This window comes from Streptacidiphilus rugosus AM-16 (assembly GCF_000744655.1).
In the GTDB taxonomy this organism is placed as follows: Bacteria; Actinomycetota; Actinomycetes; order Streptomycetales; family Streptomycetaceae; genus Streptacidiphilus; species Streptacidiphilus rugosus.
In genome coordinates this window covers 6,427,435-6,442,048 of the sequence record NZ_JQMJ01000004.1, presented here as the reverse complement: position 1 = coordinate 6,442,048, position 14,614 = coordinate 6,427,435, and the positions used below count along the sequence as shown (strand labels likewise).

Annotated in this window: 13 protein-coding genes and 1 riboswitch; of the genes, 7 read left to right on the top strand and 6 right to left on the bottom strand. The window is 72.0% G+C overall.

Going from position 1 to position 14,614, the window contains the following annotated elements:
• The 3 genes from rsgA to BS83_RS38065 are packed head-to-tail and all read right to left on the bottom strand — an operon-like array spanning position 1 to position 3,123.
• Positions 1-1,032 (bottom strand): ribosome small subunit-dependent GTPase A, encoded by a 1,032-nt coding sequence (rsgA, locus tag BS83_RS38075; RefSeq protein ID WP_037607857.1) that lies wholly within the window; start codon positions 1,030-1,032, stop codon positions 1-3.
• A 10-nt stretch (positions 1,033-1,042) separates the two neighbouring features.
• On the bottom strand, positions 1,043-2,368 hold the full coding sequence (gene aroA, locus BS83_RS38070) for a 3-phosphoshikimate 1-carboxyvinyltransferase (protein ID WP_037607855.1): 1,326 nt from the start codon (positions 2,366-2,368) through the stop codon (positions 1,043-1,045).
• Positions 2,369-2,403: 35 nt separating this feature from the next.
• On the bottom strand, positions 2,404-3,123 hold the full coding sequence (locus BS83_RS38065; protein ID WP_037607853.1) for a M50 family metallopeptidase: 720 nt from the start codon (positions 3,121-3,123) through the stop codon (positions 2,404-2,406).
• 165 nt (positions 3,124-3,288) lie between these two features.
• Between BS83_RS38065 and BS83_RS38060 the strand changes: the two genes are divergently transcribed.
• The 7 genes from BS83_RS38060 to def all read left to right on the top strand — a co-directional run bounded on the left by BS83_RS38060 (position 3,289) and on the right by def (position 10,207).
• On the top strand, positions 3,289-4,053 hold the full coding sequence (locus BS83_RS38060; protein ID WP_037607852.1) for an SOS response-associated peptidase: 765 nt from the start codon (positions 3,289-3,291) through the stop codon (positions 4,051-4,053).
• A 93-nt stretch (positions 4,054-4,146) separates the two neighbouring features.
• The gene (locus tag BS83_RS38055) at positions 4,147-4,923 is read left to right on the top strand and encodes a sigma-70 family RNA polymerase sigma factor (RefSeq protein WP_269664884.1); all 777 of its coding nucleotides are present in this window, start codon (positions 4,147-4,149) and stop codon (positions 4,921-4,923) included.
• Positions 4,920-5,225 (top strand): mycothiol system anti-sigma-R factor, encoded by a 306-nt coding sequence (gene rsrA / locus BS83_RS38050; RefSeq protein ID WP_037607847.1) that lies wholly within the window; start codon positions 4,920-4,922, stop codon positions 5,223-5,225. Before BS83_RS38055 ends, rsrA begins: the two co-directional genes overlap by 4 nt.
• A 307-nt stretch (positions 5,226-5,532) precedes the next feature.
• Positions 5,533-6,828, top strand: a complete 1,296-nt coding sequence (locus BS83_RS38045; protein ID WP_408641071.1) for an HD-GYP domain-containing protein — start codon at positions 5,533-5,535, stop codon at positions 6,826-6,828.
• Positions 6,829-7,025: 197 nt separating this feature from the next.
• Positions 7,026-8,285, top strand: a complete 1,260-nt coding sequence (locus tag BS83_RS38040) for an HD domain-containing protein (RefSeq protein WP_051944912.1) — start codon at positions 7,026-7,028, stop codon at positions 8,283-8,285.
• Between the two features lie 174 nt (positions 8,286-8,459).
• Positions 8,460-9,422 carry a tetratricopeptide repeat protein gene (locus BS83_RS38035; RefSeq protein ID WP_037610831.1) on the top strand — a complete coding sequence of 321 codons (963 nt, stop codon included), beginning with the start codon at positions 8,460-8,462 and terminating at the stop codon, positions 9,420-9,422.
• A 182-nt stretch (positions 9,423-9,604) separates the two neighbouring features.
• Positions 9,605-10,207 (top strand): peptide deformylase, encoded by a 603-nt coding sequence (gene def, locus BS83_RS38030; RefSeq protein WP_037607845.1) that lies wholly within the window; start codon positions 9,605-9,607, stop codon positions 10,205-10,207.
• A 92-nt stretch (positions 10,208-10,299) separates the two neighbouring features.
• Here def and BS83_RS38025 read toward each other — a convergent pair whose 3' ends face one another.
• From BS83_RS38025 to BS83_RS38015, 3 genes are all read right to left on the bottom strand, one after another.
• Entirely contained in the window at positions 10,300-11,313 is a 1,014-nt protein-coding gene (locus BS83_RS38025) for a ribonucleotide-diphosphate reductase subunit beta (protein ID WP_037607842.1), read from the bottom strand.
• Complete coding sequence (locus BS83_RS38020) at positions 11,313-13,673, bottom strand: ribonucleoside-diphosphate reductase subunit alpha (RefSeq protein ID WP_051944909.1); 2,361 nt, start codon at positions 13,671-13,673, stop codon at positions 11,313-11,315. The genes BS83_RS38025 and BS83_RS38020 overlap by 1 nt, the downstream gene beginning before the upstream one ends.
• Positions 13,674-13,794: 121 nt before the next feature.
• Positions 13,795-13,906, bottom strand: a riboswitch (cobalamin riboswitch).
• Between the two features lie 48 nt (positions 13,907-13,954).
• Positions 13,955-14,497 carry a GNAT family N-acetyltransferase gene (locus BS83_RS38015; RefSeq protein WP_051944906.1) on the bottom strand — a complete coding sequence of 181 codons (543 nt, stop codon included), beginning with the start codon at positions 14,495-14,497 and terminating at the stop codon, positions 13,955-13,957.
• Between the last annotated feature and the right edge of the window lie 117 nt (positions 14,498-14,614).

Genomic DNA, 14,614 nt, shown 5'->3' with positions numbered 1-14,614 from the left:
TCAGTCGCCCTCGCGGGCTTCGCGGGTGGAGAGGAGGCGGCGGAGGGAGTAGAGGCGGGCCTGGTCGGCGTGGCCGTCGGCGACCCACGCGTCGAGGGCGCAGTCGGGCTCGTCGTGCGAGCAGGCGCGGGGGCAGCCCCCCGTGCCGGGCTCCAGGTCGGGGAAGGCGTGGATGACGCGGGAGGGCTCGATGTGCGAGAGCCCGAACGAGCGGAAGCCCGGGGTGTCGATGACCCACCCCGACTCCTGGCCCTTCTTCGCCGGCAGGCGCAGCGCCAGGGCCGAGGTCGTGGTGTGGCGGCCGCGACCGGTCACCGCGTTGACGTGGCCGGTCGAGCGCTGATGCTCCGGGACCAGCGCGTTGACCAGCGTGGTCTTGCCGACGCCGCTGTGGCCGATGAAGACCGTCGAGAGCCCGCGCAGCACCTCGCGCACGGCCTCCGCGCCCTCCGTCGCCAGCGTCTCCCTGCTGGTGACCACATGGCGGACGCCCAGCGGCGCGTACGTCTCCAGCAGCGGATCGGCGGACGCCAGGTCCGACTTGGTCAGCACCAGCAGCGGTTCCATGCCCGCGTCGTACGCGGCGACCAGGCAGCGGTCGATCAGGCGCGGGCGCGGTTCGGGATCGGCGAGCGCGGTGACGATGGCGAGCTGGTCCGCGTTGGCGACGACGATGCGCTCGTACGGGTCGTCGTCGTCGGCCGTGCGGCGCAGCACGGACTCGCGCTCCTCGACGCGCACGATGCGGGCCAGCGAGCCGGCCTCGCCGGAGAGGTCGCCGACCAGGGCGACGCGGTCGCCGACGACGACGCCCTTGCGGCCCAGCTCGCGCGACTTCATCGCGGTGATCTCGCGCTCGCGCTTGGCGCCCTCGTCGATCAGGCAGGTGAACCGGCCGCGGTCGACGGTGAGGATCATCCCCTCCGCCGCGTCCTCGTGGGTGGGGCGGATCCGCGTGCGCGGGCGCGATCCCTTGCGGGACGGGCGGTTGCGGATGTCGTCCTCGTCGGCGTCCTTGCCGTAGCGGCGCATGGCGGTGCCCCTAGCCCTTCGCCCCGAGCAGGCCCGACCAGAGATCGGGGAAGTCGGGCAGGGTCTTCGCGGTGGTGGCCACGTTCTCGACCTCCACGCCCGGCACGACCAGGCCGATGACGGCGGCGGCGGTGGCCAGGCGATGGTCCTCGTAGGTGTGGAAGACGCCGCCGTGCAGCGGGCGCGGGACGATCCGCAGACCGTCCTCCGTCTCGCTGACCTCGCCGCCGAGCGCGTTCAGCTCACGGGCGAGCGCGGCCAGGCGGTCGGTCTCGTGCAGGCGCAGGTGCGCGATGCCGCGCAGGGTCGACGGGGAGTCCGCGAGCGCCGCCACGGCGGCGACCACGGGCGTCAGCTCGCCGACCGCGTGCAGGTCGGCGTCGATGCCGTGGACCCGGCCGGTGCCGGAGAAGCGCAGGCCCTCCTCGACCAGCTCGCAGGAACCGCCCATCCGGGTGAAGAGGTCACGGAGCTGGTCGCCGGGCTGGCTGGTGCGCTCGGGCCAGTCGGGGATCAGCACCGTTCCCGCGGTGACCAGCGCGGCGGCGAGGAACGGCGCAGCGTTCGAGAGGTCGGGCTCGACGACCACGTCCCGGCCGAGCAGGGCACCCGGGGTGACCCGCCACACGTCCGGCACGCCGCCGTCCTCGGGCGCGTCGACCTGGGCCCCGGCCGCGCGCAGCATCTCCACCGTCATCCGGATGTGCGGCATCGAGGGAACCGGCGCGCCGACGTGGCGCACCTCCACGCCGTTCTGGAACCGGGGGCCGGAGAGCAGCAGCGCGCTGACGAACTGGGAGGAGCTGGACGCGTCCACCGTGACCGTCCCGCCGACCAGGGCGCCGGTGCCGTGGACGGTCATCGGCAGGGCGCCGCGTCCGCCGTCCTCGACGCGTGCGCCGAGGACGCGCAGTGCGTCGATCACGCCGCCGAGCGGCCGTTCGTGGGAGCGCGGGTCGCCGTCGAAGTGCACGTCGCCGTCGGCGAGGGCGGCGACCGGCGGGAGGAAGCGCATGACGGTGCCCGCGTTGCCGACGTCGACCCTGGCCGGTCCGCCCAGCGGCGCGGGCAGCACCCGCCAGGCGTCTCCGCCGCCGCTGACGCCGGTGCTGGAGTTCAGCTCGTCCTCGACGCCGATGCCCAGCGCGCGCAGTCCGTCCGCCATCAGCAGGCTGTCCCTGCTGCGCAGCGGCCGACGCACATAGCCCGGCTGGGACGCCAGGGCGGCGAGCACCAGCGCCCGGTTCGTCGCGGACTTCGATCCGGGCACGGTGACCACCGCGTCCACGGGATCGGTCGCGGTCGGGGCGGGCCAGTGCTGCTCGGCGGCGGTCATGACCCCTGAGCTTACGGCCTGCCGATGCTTCGAGGTCAGAACGGTGCGGGCAGCAGCCAGTGTGCGCCGAGCAGGAGTGAACCGATGGAGACGAGGAGGAAGAAGCCGACCCAGAGCAGTCCGGGCAGGCGGGTCAGCCGGGCGAGCTGGTCGGCGTCGGAGTCGCGGGCCTGGCCGCGGGAGCGCTTGCTCTGCAGCTCGACGACCGGGCGCACGCCGGCCAGCAGCAGGAACCAGACACAGAGGTAGGCGAAGGCGCCCTGGAGCTGCGGGCCGCCGAACCAGGAAACGGCGAAACAGAGCCCGCCGGTTGTGAGCACGGTCAACACCCCGTACGCGTTGCGCACCTCGATCAGCACGCAGAGCAGGAGCAGCACGACGCCCCAGAGCAACGCGGTGGTGTGCCGACCGGAGATCAGCCAGGCGCCGGCGAGCCCGAGCAGGGAGGGGGCGACGTAACCGGCGGCGGCGGTGAACACCATGCCGGGCCCGTGCGGCTTGCCGGAGGAGACGGTCAGCCCGCTGGTGTCCGAGTGCAGCCGGATCCCGTGCAGGCGGCGTCGCATCAGCAGGGCGACCAGCGCGTGGCCGCCCTCGTGGGCGATGGTGACCACGTTCCTGGTCAGCTGCCACAGCACCCGCCAGCCGACCGCGAGCAGCGCGACCGCGGCCGTGGCCCAGACCACGGCGTCGGTGGGCGCCGCCTGGGTACCGGTGACCTGGTCCCAGACCTGGCTGATGCTCTGCGGCTGCATGCTGCTGCTCTCCACCTGTGCGTTGACGCGCGGTCGCCCGACGAGGCGTGCAGCCTCGCACAGGGGGACGCCGCCGGACCAGCCTCCGGTTCGGTCCCTGGTTCTGTCCCTGATGCGGTCCCCGGTTCGGTCCCGCCGCGGGCGGGGACCTGGCAGGGTGGAGCCATGTGCGGAAGGTACGCGTCAAGTCGTAAGCCCGAGGACCTGGTCGAGCTGTTCGAGGTCGCCACGTGGGACCCGCAGGAGACCCTGGCGGCCGACTGGAACGTCGCGCCGACCAAGGACGTCTTCGCGGTGCTGGAACGGCCGATCAGGGAGCGGGGTCCGGAGCCGATACGCCAGCTGCGGGTGCTGCGCTGGGGTCTGGTGCCCTCCTGGGCCAAGGACCCTTCGGTGGGGGTCAAGATGTTCAACGCGCGCTCCGAGACCGTGCACGAGAAGCCCGCGTACCGCCGCGCCTTCTCCACCCGGCGTTGCCTGCTGCCGGCCGACGGCTACTTCGAGTGGCACACCGCCGAGAAGCTGCCGGGGCAGAAGGCCCCGAAGAAGCAGCCGTACTTCGTGACCCCGAAGGACGGCGCGGAGATGGCCTTCGCCGGGCTCTACGAGTTCTGGCGGGATCGGAGCATCCCCGAGGACGACCCGGCCGCCTGGCTCACCACCTGCACGGTCATCACCCTCGCGGCGGAGCCGGAGCTGGAGCACGTGCATCCGCGGATGCCGCTGATCCTTCCGCGCGACCGCTGGGACGACTGGCTGGACCGCTCGCTCACCGACCCCGACGAGGCCGCCGCGCTGCTGGTCCCGCCGACGCCGGGGCTGATGGAGCTGCGGCCGGTCGGTCCGGCGGTCGGGAACTTCCGCAACAACGGTCCAGAACTGCTGGAGCGGGTCGAGCCGGAGCCGGAGGACGCGGGAATGCTCTTCTGAGGTCCGGGGCGGGGCCGCAGGTCGGGGAATGAACGTCGGGGCTGCTTGGTTGAGGCCACTGTCAGGATCGAACACGTCAGTGGAAGGCAGCTCATGGTTGCAGCCGCATGCCCGGCCCGCCCGGAGGACACGGCGGAGTCGTTCCTTGCCTGGGCCGAGTGGCCCGTCGCGGGCGATTCCTCCGTGAGCCCGATAGGCTCCTTGGCGAGTACGCATGTCGTCGCTGAGGAGGTGGGTCCGGTCGCCGCGAAGGAAACCGAGGAGACCGAGGCGGAGCGCTCCCAGCGCTTCGAACGGGACGCCCTGGGCTACCTGGACCAGCTCTACTCCGCGGCTCTGCGCATGACGCGCAACCCCGCGGACGCGGAGGACCTGCTGCAGGAGACGTTCGCCAAGGCGTTCGCCTCGTTCCACCAGTTCCGCGAGGGCACGAACCTCAAGGCCTGGCTCTACCGCATCCTGACGAACACGTTCATCAACTCCTACCGGAAGAAGCAGCGCGAGCCGCAGCGCACCGGTGCGGACGAGATCGAGGACTGGCAACTGGCACGGGCCGAGTCGCACATGTCGACCGGCCTGCGGTCGGCGGAGGCGCAGGCGCTGGACCACCTCCCGGACAGCGACGTGAAGGAAGCCCTGCAGGCGATTCCGGAGGAGTTCCGGATCGCGGTGTATCTCGCGGACGTCGAGGGCTTCGCGTACAAGGAGATTGCCGACATCATGGGGACACCCATCGGTACGGTGATGTCCCGCCTGCACCGCGGCCGCCGCCAGCTGCGCACCATGCTGGAGGACTACGCCCGCGAGCGCGGACTGGTCCCGGCGGGCAGTGGCAGCACGGGGGAAGACCGGAAAGGCGCGGACTCATGAGCTGCGGCAACCACCACGAGACGCCGTGCGCGGACGTCCTCGACCACTTGTACGAGTATCTCGACAACGAGATGGGCGAGGGCGACTGCGCGAAGCTCCGCCAGCACTTGGACGAGTGCTCGCCCTGCCTGGACATGTACGGGCTCGAGGCGGCGATCAAGGCGCTGGTGAAGCGCTCGTGCTGCGACACCGCCCCGGCGGACCTCCGCGGCAAGGTGCTGGCCAGGATCGACCGCATCCGCGCCGGCCTCCCGGTCGAAGGCGAACTCCTCGCCGACCCGGCCGCCGCGACGCAGGAGTAGTCGCACCACCTCCCCTCGGCGTTGCCGCCGACCCGTCGTCGCAGAATGTCCACTTCGGGTGTGAAGAATTCGTGCGGCCCGCTGCATCAAGCCTTCGGGACACGGGTATCCAGTCACCCGATCGTGGAGTTTTTCGCGGAACGGCCGACCTGTGCGGGCGCTGTGCGATGGACTGACGCGCGGGCTGATGGGCCCGGGACCGGGTGAAGGCGGAGCGGAGTCGGTGGCGAAGGCGGAGATCGCGGACCCGCCTGAGGGCGCGTGCGGGGTGCCCTTGGGAGTCGGGGGGCGGTTGTATGCCGTCGCGGTGATCGCCGGTGCGTTGGTCTGTACGGCGCTGTGCGGGGTGGGCGGCGGGCCGTGGAGCCGGGTCGTGGTGCTGGCCGGGTTGTACGTCGCCTGCGAGTGGTTGATGCGACGTCAGGCCGCCGGCGAGGCGGCCGTCGCGCCCGGGCGGTGGGCCGCGTTCTTTCCGGTGCTGCTCGCGGCGGCGGTTCTGCTGCGGCCCGGCGAGGCCGCCCTCGTGCCGGTGATGGGCGCGGTGTTCACCCCCGCCGCGCCGCCGCGCGCCCTGCGGCGGGCCTGGAACGCGGCGCAGCTCGCCCTCGCCGCCTGCGCGGCCGCCGTGGTGTTCGACGCCACCGGCGGCACGGAACAGCTGGCGCGGCATCAGTTCCCCGAGGTGCTGGGCCCGACCTTGCTCGCCGCGCTGAGCTTCTGTGTGGTGACCGGCGTGCTCGCCGGGGGGATCAGGGTCGCCGCCGAGCATGCCGACCCGCGCACCGTCTGGCGCGGAGCACTGCTGCGTTCGCTCGTGCCCTGCCTCGGGTACGGGCTGATCGGGCTGACCATGGCGGTGCTGTGGCAGGGGCCCTACGGATCCTTCTCCGCCGTGCTGGTGCTGCTGCCGCTGACCGTGTCCTCCTGGGTCTTCGCGCAGTTCCAGCGGGAGGAGGCCGCGCACCAGGCGACGGTCAGCGCACTGGTGCAGGCGGTGGAGATCAAGGACGAGTACACCCGCGGCCACAGCGAGCGGGTCAGCAGGGCGTCCGTGCTGATGGCGCGCGAGCTGCGGATGGACGAGGAGCGCGTCGCGTCGCTGCGGATCGCGGGGGTGCTGCACGACATCGGCAAGCTCGGCGTGCCCACGCGCGTGCTGCGCAAGAACGGCCCGCTGACCGACGACGAGCACGAGGCGGTGCAGCTGCATCCGACCTTCGGGCACGAGATGGTGCGCGGCATCGGCTTCCTGGGCGAGGCGCGCGAGGGCATCCTGCACCACCACGAGCGGATCGACGGGCGCGGCTACCCGGCCGGGCTCGCCGGGGAGGAGATCCCCGAGTTCGCCCGGGTGATCGCGGTGGCGGACGCCTTCGACTCGATGACCTCGACCCGCTCCTACCGGCGCGGCAGGCCGGTCGCCGAGGCGGTGGTGGAGCTGGAGCGTTGCGCGGGCAGCCAGTTCGACCCGGTGATGGTGGCCGCGCTGATCCGCGCCGTCCGTCGGCACGGCTGGGAGCCGGTGGCCTTCTCACCCGGCGACGAGGACGCCCCCGACCTGCCGCTGGGCATCCGCGAGCCGACCCGTGCGGGCGCTGCCTGATGGGGCAGCCCGAACGCACCCCCGGAGCCGCCCGCGGCGAGGGGGCCGCAGGGGCGTCGCCATCGTCACCGTCGTCGTCGGCCGGACCCGCTCTACCTGCCCTCCCGGCCCAGCAGGGCGGCTCCGCCGGAGCGGCGCGGGCGGAGCCGACGCGGTCGGCCGGGCCGAGGGCGCCGCTGGCGGCGGTGTGGCGTGCGGTGGGGCCGGAGGCTCCGCCCGCGACCTGGCGGGCGGCGGCCGTCTACGCGGCGGCCGTCCTGCTGCTCGTCAGTTCCCTGCTCTGGACGGTCCGCTACGGATTCGTCGATCCGTGGGTGGCGTTGGCCTTCGGCGGACTCGTCGCCGTCGGCGAGCTGGTGCGGACGCCGCTGCCGGGGGAGCGGGAGCACACGCCGCTCGGGGCGGCAGGGGCGCTGGCCTACGCCCTGCTGGGCAGCCTCGCCGGGGCGCGGACGCACCACGGGGTCGGCCAGGTGGTGCTGGTCTGCAGCGGGGCGGCGCTGGTCGGCATGGTCCCGCGACTGGTCCAGGGCAGGCGGCTGTGCTGGGACTCCGCGGTGCGGCGGGTGCTCTCCGTCGGCTTCGCGGCGCTGCTCTTCCAGCCCTTCTACAACCACGGCGTGCTGTTGCGCCACGGCCTCCAGCAGGGCCCCGCCTACAGCACCTACATCGCCGCCTGCGCGGCGCTCGCCGCCGTCGCGGACGTCCTGCTCGGCGCACTGCTGTCCGAGGCGCGATTCGGGCGCGCCCTGCGGGACGAGTTCGGCGCGCTGCTGCGGATCGGCTCGGCGATCGTGGCCACCGGCGTGGTGATCTCCGTCGCGGCGGGCGAGATCGGGCTCTGGGCCCTGCCGCTCTTCTCGGTGCCTCTGCTGCTGACCCAGGCGGGCTTCCGCCGCTACGCGGCGATCCGGGCGACCCAGCGGCAGACCATCGCCAGCCTCGCCCGCGCGACGGAGGTCGCCGGCTACACGCTGCCCGGCCACGCGCTGCGCGTCTGCGCTCTCGCGCGCGGCGTGGGTCGCGAACTCGCCCTGCCCGAAAGCGAACTGCTGCTGCTCGAATACGCCGCACTGATGCACGACATCGGTCAGCTCTCGCTCGTCGACCCCATTCCCGGCGGCGCCACGGCGCTGTTGTCCCAGGAGGAGCAGCGCCGGATCGGCCGGCTGGGCAGCGAGGTGATCCGGCGGACCGGCGTCCCCGCCCAGGTGGCCGAGATCGTGGCCCGGCTGGCCGAGCCCTACCGGCGCTCGGACGGCTCCCGCGACCCCGGCCTGCCGATGGCCGCCCGCATCATCCGGGCCGCCAACGCCTACGACGACCTGGCGTGCGACGACCCCGGTCCGGCCCGTCGCGCCGAGGTGCTGGCCCAGTTGCGGGCGAACACCGCGTCGGAGTACGAACCACGAGTGGTCGAGGCATTGGCCCGTGTTTGCCTGAGGATGCCTGGGTAGGCAGCGGGCAGGGGGTGCTCGTGGTTGGATGCTGATGCAGGGCCCTTGCGGGTCCATGTGTCGACCTATGGATGTAGCAACGCAACGTGTGCACGCCCTGACGTGACCGGCCCGGCCGGAACGCAGGTATCGCAAGTACGCAGGGTGCTGGGGACCGACAAGCGGCAGGCTGAGGTGAAGATCTTCAATCGTGCACGGCAGAGGCCGTCCGCCAGCTGGCGGCAGACCACCGACCGCGCCTTCACGCTCATCGGTGACGGTCGGCTCGACGACGCAGGCGCGCTGCTGGTCCGCGCCACGGATCTGGAACCGTGGCTCTCGGACTCCTGGTTCAATCTCGCGCTCCTGCACAAGTTCCGCCGCGACTGGGACCAGGCGCGGGCCGCGGGGCTGCGCGCGGTCGCGCTGCTGGACCGCGGCTCGGGCGTCGGCGCGCCCGACTGGTGGAACCTGGGCATCGCGGCGACCGCGCTGCAGGACTGGGCCCTGGCCCGCCGCTCCTGGCAGGCCTACGGCCTGCGCGTGCCCGCGGGGGACGGCCCGGTCGGCCTGGACCTCGGCACCACGCCGGTCCGGCTGTCGCCGGAGGGCGAGTCCGAGGTGGTCTGGGGCAGACGCCTGGACCCGGCGAGAGTGGAGGTCCTGAGCATTCCGCTGCCGTCCTCCGGACGGCGCTGGGGCGAGGTGGTCCTCCACGACGGCACCCCGCACGGGGAGCGCGTGGCGGACGGGGTCCCCTTCCCGGTCTTCGACGAGATCGAGCTGTGGGCGCCGTCACCCGTTCCGACGCACGTGGTGCTGCTGCAGGCGGCGACGGAGAGTGACCGGGACGCGCTGGAACGGCTGGTCTCGGAGGCCGGCTACGCGGCTGAGGACTGGACCTCGTCCGTCCGGCTGCTCTGCCGGGCCTGCTCGGAGAGCAGGATGGCCTCGGACGACGGCCACAGCGGCACCCACGACCCGCACGACGACGGCCCGCTGGGGCGGCTGAGCCACCACGCGCAGGGGGAGATGTGGGTTCCCGAGCGCGAGTGCGGCGTGGCCGCGCCCGAGGGCCTGGTCCAGGAGCTGCTGGACCGCTGGGCGGCGAGCGCGCCCGGCCGCAGGGCGTACCGGGACCTCGAAGAAGTCTGCTGACCACCCGGAGGAGGTACCCCCGGCCGAAGGCTGGGGGAGGACGGTCCTGCGCGTTCGGAGGCATACCTGGCTGGGTGGCTTGTCGCGCAGTTCCTCGCACCCCTGGGGCGCAACTGACCCCGCGCTCTGAACGCGCAACGTAACCTTGCTGCGAGAGTGCTGGGAACGTTGAAGGCGAGAGCATGTCGGAAGAGCAGTTGGAAGAGGCCCCGCAGCAGGTGATCGGGGAGGAGCCCGACACGTCGCGGGGGACGGCGCGGCCGATCACGGTGGTCGGGAATCCCGTGCTGCACCACCCGTGTGCCACGGTGACGGACTTCGGGCCCGAGCTGCAGGCGCTGATCGACGACATGTTCGTGAGCATGTACGCCGCCGAGGGCGTCGGGCTGGCCGCGAACCAGATCGGGGTCGGGCAGCGGGTCTTCGTCTACGACTGCCCGGACGACGACAACGTCCGCCACATCGGCGTCGTGGTGAACCCGGTGCTGGACGACCTCGACCCCGCGAAGCGGCAGCTGGACGACGGGAACGAGGGCTGTCTGTCGGTGCCCGGCGCGTACGCCGAGCTGGCCCGGCCGGACTTCGCCGTCGTGCGGGGGCAGGACAGGGACGGCAAGGACGTCGTCGTGGAGGGGACCGGCTTCTTCGCGCGCTGCCTGCAGCACGAGACCGATCACCTGAACGGGTACCTGTACATCGACCGGCTCAGCAAGCGGGACCGCAAGGACGCCCTGCGGCAGATGGCCGAGCTCACCCCGCGCTACGAGACCGTCCCGAACGACTGAGCGACCGAGCGACTGAGCCGCTGGTTCACTCCGATGGACGAAGAGAGGGGCACGGCGTCGACCGACGCCGTGCCCCTCTCGTGTCGCGTGGATCAGAAGTCGTCGTCGAAGGAGACCGAGCCCTCGACCGCGACCTGGTACGCGGAGACCCGACGCTCGAAGAAGTTCGTCAGCTCCTGGACGTTCTGCAGCTCCATGAACGCGAACGGGTTCTCCGAGCCGTAGCGGACCGGCAGGCCCAGGCGGGTCAGGCGCTGGTCGGCGACGCACTCCAGGTACTGGCGCATCTGGTCCGCGTTCATGCCCGGCAGGCCCTCGCCGCACAGGTCACGGCCGAACTGCAGCTCGGCCTCGACGGCCTCCTCCAGCATCGCGGTGACCCGCTCGCCCATCGAGTCGTCCCACAGGTCCGGCTCCTCCGCGCGGACCGTGTCGACGACCTGGAAGGCGAAGTCCATGTGCATGGACTCGTCGCGGAACACCCAGTTGGTGCCGGTCGCCAGGCCGTGCAGCAGGCCGCGCGAGCGGAACCAGTACACGTAGGCGAAGGCGCCGTAGAAGAAGAGCCCCTCGATGCAGGCGGCGAAGCAGATCAGGTTCAGCAGGAACCGGCGGCGGTCCTCCTTGGTCTGCAGCGAGTCCAGCTTCTCCACGCTGTCCATCCAGCGGAAGCAGAACTGCGCCTTCTCCCGGATGGAGGGGATGTTCTCCACCGCCGCGAAGGCCGCGTTGCGGTCCTCGGGGTCGGGCAGGTAGGTGTCCAGCAGCGTCAGGTAGAACTGGACGTGCACGGCCTCCTCGAAGAGCTGGCGCGAGAGGTAGAGCCGCGCCTCCGGGGAGTTGATGTGCTTGTAGAGGGTGAGCACCAGGTTGTTGGAGACGATCGAGTCGCCGGTCGCGAAGAAGGCGACCAGGCGGCCGAGCATGTGCCGCTCGCCCTCCGACAGCTTCGCCAGGTCGGCGACGTCGGAGACCAGGTCCACCTCCTCCACGGTCCAGGTGTTCTTGATCGCGTTGCGGTAGTGCTCGTAGAAGTCCGGGTAGCGCATCGGACGGAGCGTCAGCTCGAAGCCCGGGTCCAGGATGTTCTTGCTGGGGTCACTCATTACTGGCAGGCCTCGCACGACTCGGGGTTCTCCAGGGAGCAGGCGACCGCCTCGGCCTCCTGCACGGACTGGGCTTGCTGGACGGCCGCGCGGGCGATCCTGGTCGCCGGGCGCGAGCGCAGGTAGTAGGTGGTCTTCAGGCCGACCTTCCAGGCGTACGCGTACATCGAGCTGAGCTTGCCGATGGTGGGCGCGGCCATGAAGAGGTTGAGCGACTGGCTCTGGTCCAGGTACGGCATGCGGGCCGCGGCCAGGTCGATGAGCGCGCGCTGCGGCAGCTCCCAGGCGGTGCGGTAGAGGCGCTTGAGGTCCTCCGGCAGGTCGGTGATCTCCTGGGCGGAGCCGTTGCCCTCGCGCAGCTCCTCGCGGGTGATCGCGTTCCACAGCCCCAGCCGCTTGAGGTCCGCCACCAGGTACGGGTTGACCTGCAGGAACTCGCCAGACAGGGTCTCCCGCTTGAACAGGTTGGAGACCTGCGGCTCGATGCACTCGTAGACGCCGGCGATCGAGGCGATCGTCGCGGTCGGCGCGACGGCCAGCAGCAGCGAGTTGCGCAGGCCGGTCTCGGCGACGCGGGCGCGCAGCGCCTCCCAGCGCGCGGGCCAGCTGGGAGCCACCGCGAAGTGGTCGATGTGCAGCTGACCGCGGGCGGCGCGGGTCTCCGCGTAGGCGGCGTGGCGACCCAGGCGCTCGGCCAGGTCGCAGCTGGTCTCGTAGGCGGCGAGCATGATCCGCTCGGAGATCCTGGTGGACAGCGCCTTCGCCTCGGCCGAGTCGAAGTCCAGCCGCAGCTTGAAGAAGACGTCCTGCAGGCCCATCACGCCCAGGCCCACCGGGCGCCAGCGGTCGTTGGACGTGCCGGCCTCGGGGGTCGGGTAGAAGTTGATGTCGATGACCCGGTCCAGGAAGGTCACCGCGGTGCGGACGGTGGCGTCCAGGCGCTCCCAGTCCATCTCGCCGTCGGCGCCCAGGTGCGCGCCGAGGTTGACCGAGCCGAGGTTGCAGACGGCGGTCTCCGAGTCGTCGGTGACCTCCAGGATCTCGGTGCACAGGTTGGACGAGTGGACCGTCCGGCCGGGCAGCGCGGTCTGGTTGGCGGCGCGGTTGGAGGCGTCCTTGAAGGTCATCCAGCCGTTGCCGGTCTGCGCCAGGGTGCGCATCATCCGGGCGTAGAGGGTGCGCGCGGGGACCGTGCGGACGGCCTTGCCCGCCTGCTCCGCCTTCGCGTAGGCGGCGTCGAACTCGGCGCCCCACAGGTCGACCAGCTCGGGCACGTCGCCGGGCGAGAAGAGCGACCACTCGGCGTCTGCCTCGACGCGGCGCATGAACTCGTCGGGGATCCAGTGCGCCAGGTTGAGGTTGTGCGTGCGGCGCGCCTCCTCGCCGGTGTTGTCGCGCAGCTCGAGGAACTCCTCGATGTCCGCGTGCCAGGTCTCCAGGTACACGCAGGCCGCGCCCTTGCGCCGGCCGCCCTGGTTCACCGCGGCCACGGAGGAGTCCAGCGTGCGCAGGAACGGCACGATGCCGTTGGACTGGCCGTTGGTGCCGCGGATCAGCGAGCCGCGGGAGCGGATGCGCGAGTAGGAGAGGCCGATGCCGCCGGCGTGCTTGGACAGCCGGGCGATCTGCGCGTAGCGGTCGTAGATCGAGTCCAGCTCGTCCAGCGGCGAGTCGAGCAGGTAGCAGGAGGACATCTGCGGGTGCCGGGTGCCGGAGTTGAACAGCGTCGGCGAGCTGGGCAGGTACTCCAGCCGGCTCATCAGCGTGTAGAGCGAGGCGACCTCGGCCACCGACGCCTCGTCGCCGCCGACCTCAAGGCCGCAGGCCACGCGCAGCATGAACTGCTGCGGGGTCTCGATCACCTGACGGGTGATGGGGTGGCGCAGCAGGTAGCGGGAGTAGACGGTGCGCAGGCCGAAGTACTCGAAGCGGTCGTCGCCCTGCGGGTCGACGACGGCGTCCAGCTCGTCCGCGTGCGCGGCGACGAACGCGGCGGTGGCGTCGCCGATCAGGCCCTCGCGGTGACCCACGGCGACGGACGCGGCGAAGCAGGTCGCCCCCTGCCCGGCGGCCTCCTCGCGGACCTCCTCGGCCAGCAGCCGCGCGGCGAGGCGCGAGTACTGCGGGTCCTCGGCGATGAGCGCGGCGGCCGCCTCCATGGCCAGCCCCCGCAGCTCGGCGTAGTCCGCCCGGGCGCTGCGGCCGCGCAGTGCGGCGGCGGCGACCTTGCCCGGGTCGACCTGCGGCAGGTCGACGGAGCGCTCGGTGAGCGTGACCAGAAGCGCCGTGCCGGGGGCGTCCGACGGCCCGCTGGGCTCCTGGGTGGGCTGGGGCAGGGTGGGGACGGCTGTGTCCGTCATCTACGCGCTCGCTCCTCGTTGGCGGCCGGTGGCTGAGTGGGGCCACGGGGGAGGAGGGCAGCGCGAAGCGGCCCGTCGGCCCACCCGCGAGGCCCTGACGTGCAGTGCCTTCATGTGGGCACATGAAGGCACACTGACGGCAGGTCATCGGACTCACGGCAGGGCCGCTCACCGCTGCGGGGCAGTCCCGGACTCGCACCGGGTTCCCCTGCGTCGACAGCGAGCATGAGCATACATCTGGTGGCGCTCTCGCCATGCACCCCCAGATGTTGTGTCGTTAGTTACTCAGTTCGAGAGCTGAGAGCCGGCTGTCCGGCCTCGGGAACCAGCTCCAGGGCGTAGGTGAACAGGTCGACGCCGGGGATGGGCGACCAGTCGCGGTCCGGGGTGCGGACGAAGCCGAGCCGCTCGTAGATCCGGTGCGCGTGGCGCATCCGCTGCTGCGAGGACATGACGATCCGAGGCAGTCCGAGCTCGCGGCTGCGCGCGATCACGGCGCGCACCATCAGCTCGCCGACGCCGCGGCCACGGGCGGCGGCGTCGGTCGAGACGGCGAGCATCCGGAACTCGCCCTCGCGGTCGACGGCGAGGTCGGCGTAGGGGGAGCCGGGCGGCGCGAAGGTCACCGAGCCGAGAACGGTCCCGCTCTCCTCCTCCACGGCCACGAGCAGTTCCGCCTTGACCGCGCGGTCGCGGGGGTCGCGGAGCAGCTTCGCGTAGTCGCCGTCGCGTTCGGTGTGGCCGTCGGCGATGAAGGCTTCGGCGACGAGGTGACCTGCGGCGTCGTACTCGGAGGGCAGGGCGGGGCGGACGATGATGCTCATCCTTGAAGGATGCCCGAGGTGCGGGGTGCTGCTCCGACCGGGGTGCTCGAGCGGCGGTGCGGAGAGTCACGTGCCATGTTCGTTGAGTGATGAACTTGCGATGGACCCGAGCCCTGA

Coding starts and splice junctions, on each gene's coding strand:
- aroA (WP_037607855.1), bottom strand. CDS start 2,368: ATGACCGCCGCCGAGCAGCACTGGCCCGCCCCGACCGCGACCGATCCC.
- BS83_RS38060 (WP_037607852.1), top strand. CDS start 3,289: ATGTGCGGAAGGTACGCGTCAAGTCGTAAGCCCGAGGACCTGGTCGAG.
- BS83_RS38025 (WP_037607842.1), bottom strand. CDS start 11,313: ATGAGTGACCCCAGCAAGAACATCCTGGACCCGGGCTTCGAGCTGACG.
- BS83_RS38015 (WP_051944906.1), bottom strand. CDS start 14,497: ATGAGCATCATCGTCCGCCCCGCCCTGCCCTCCGAGTACGACGCCGCA.
- BS83_RS38055 (WP_269664884.1), top strand. CDS start 4,147: ATGGTTGCAGCCGCATGCCCGGCCCGCCCGGAGGACACGGCGGAGTCG.
- BS83_RS38065 (WP_037607853.1), bottom strand. CDS start 3,123: ATGCAGCCGCAGAGCATCAGCCAGGTCTGGGACCAGGTCACCGGTACC.
- def (WP_037607845.1), top strand. CDS start 9,605: ATGTCGGAAGAGCAGTTGGAAGAGGCCCCGCAGCAGGTGATCGGGGAG.
- BS83_RS38020 (WP_051944909.1), bottom strand. CDS start 13,673: ATGACGGACACAGCCGTCCCCACCCTGCCCCAGCCCACCCAGGAGCCC.
- rsrA (WP_037607847.1), top strand. CDS start 4,920: ATGAGCTGCGGCAACCACCACGAGACGCCGTGCGCGGACGTCCTCGAC.
- rsgA (WP_037607857.1), bottom strand. CDS start 1,032: ATGCGCCGCTACGGCAAGGACGCCGACGAGGACGACATCCGCAACCGC.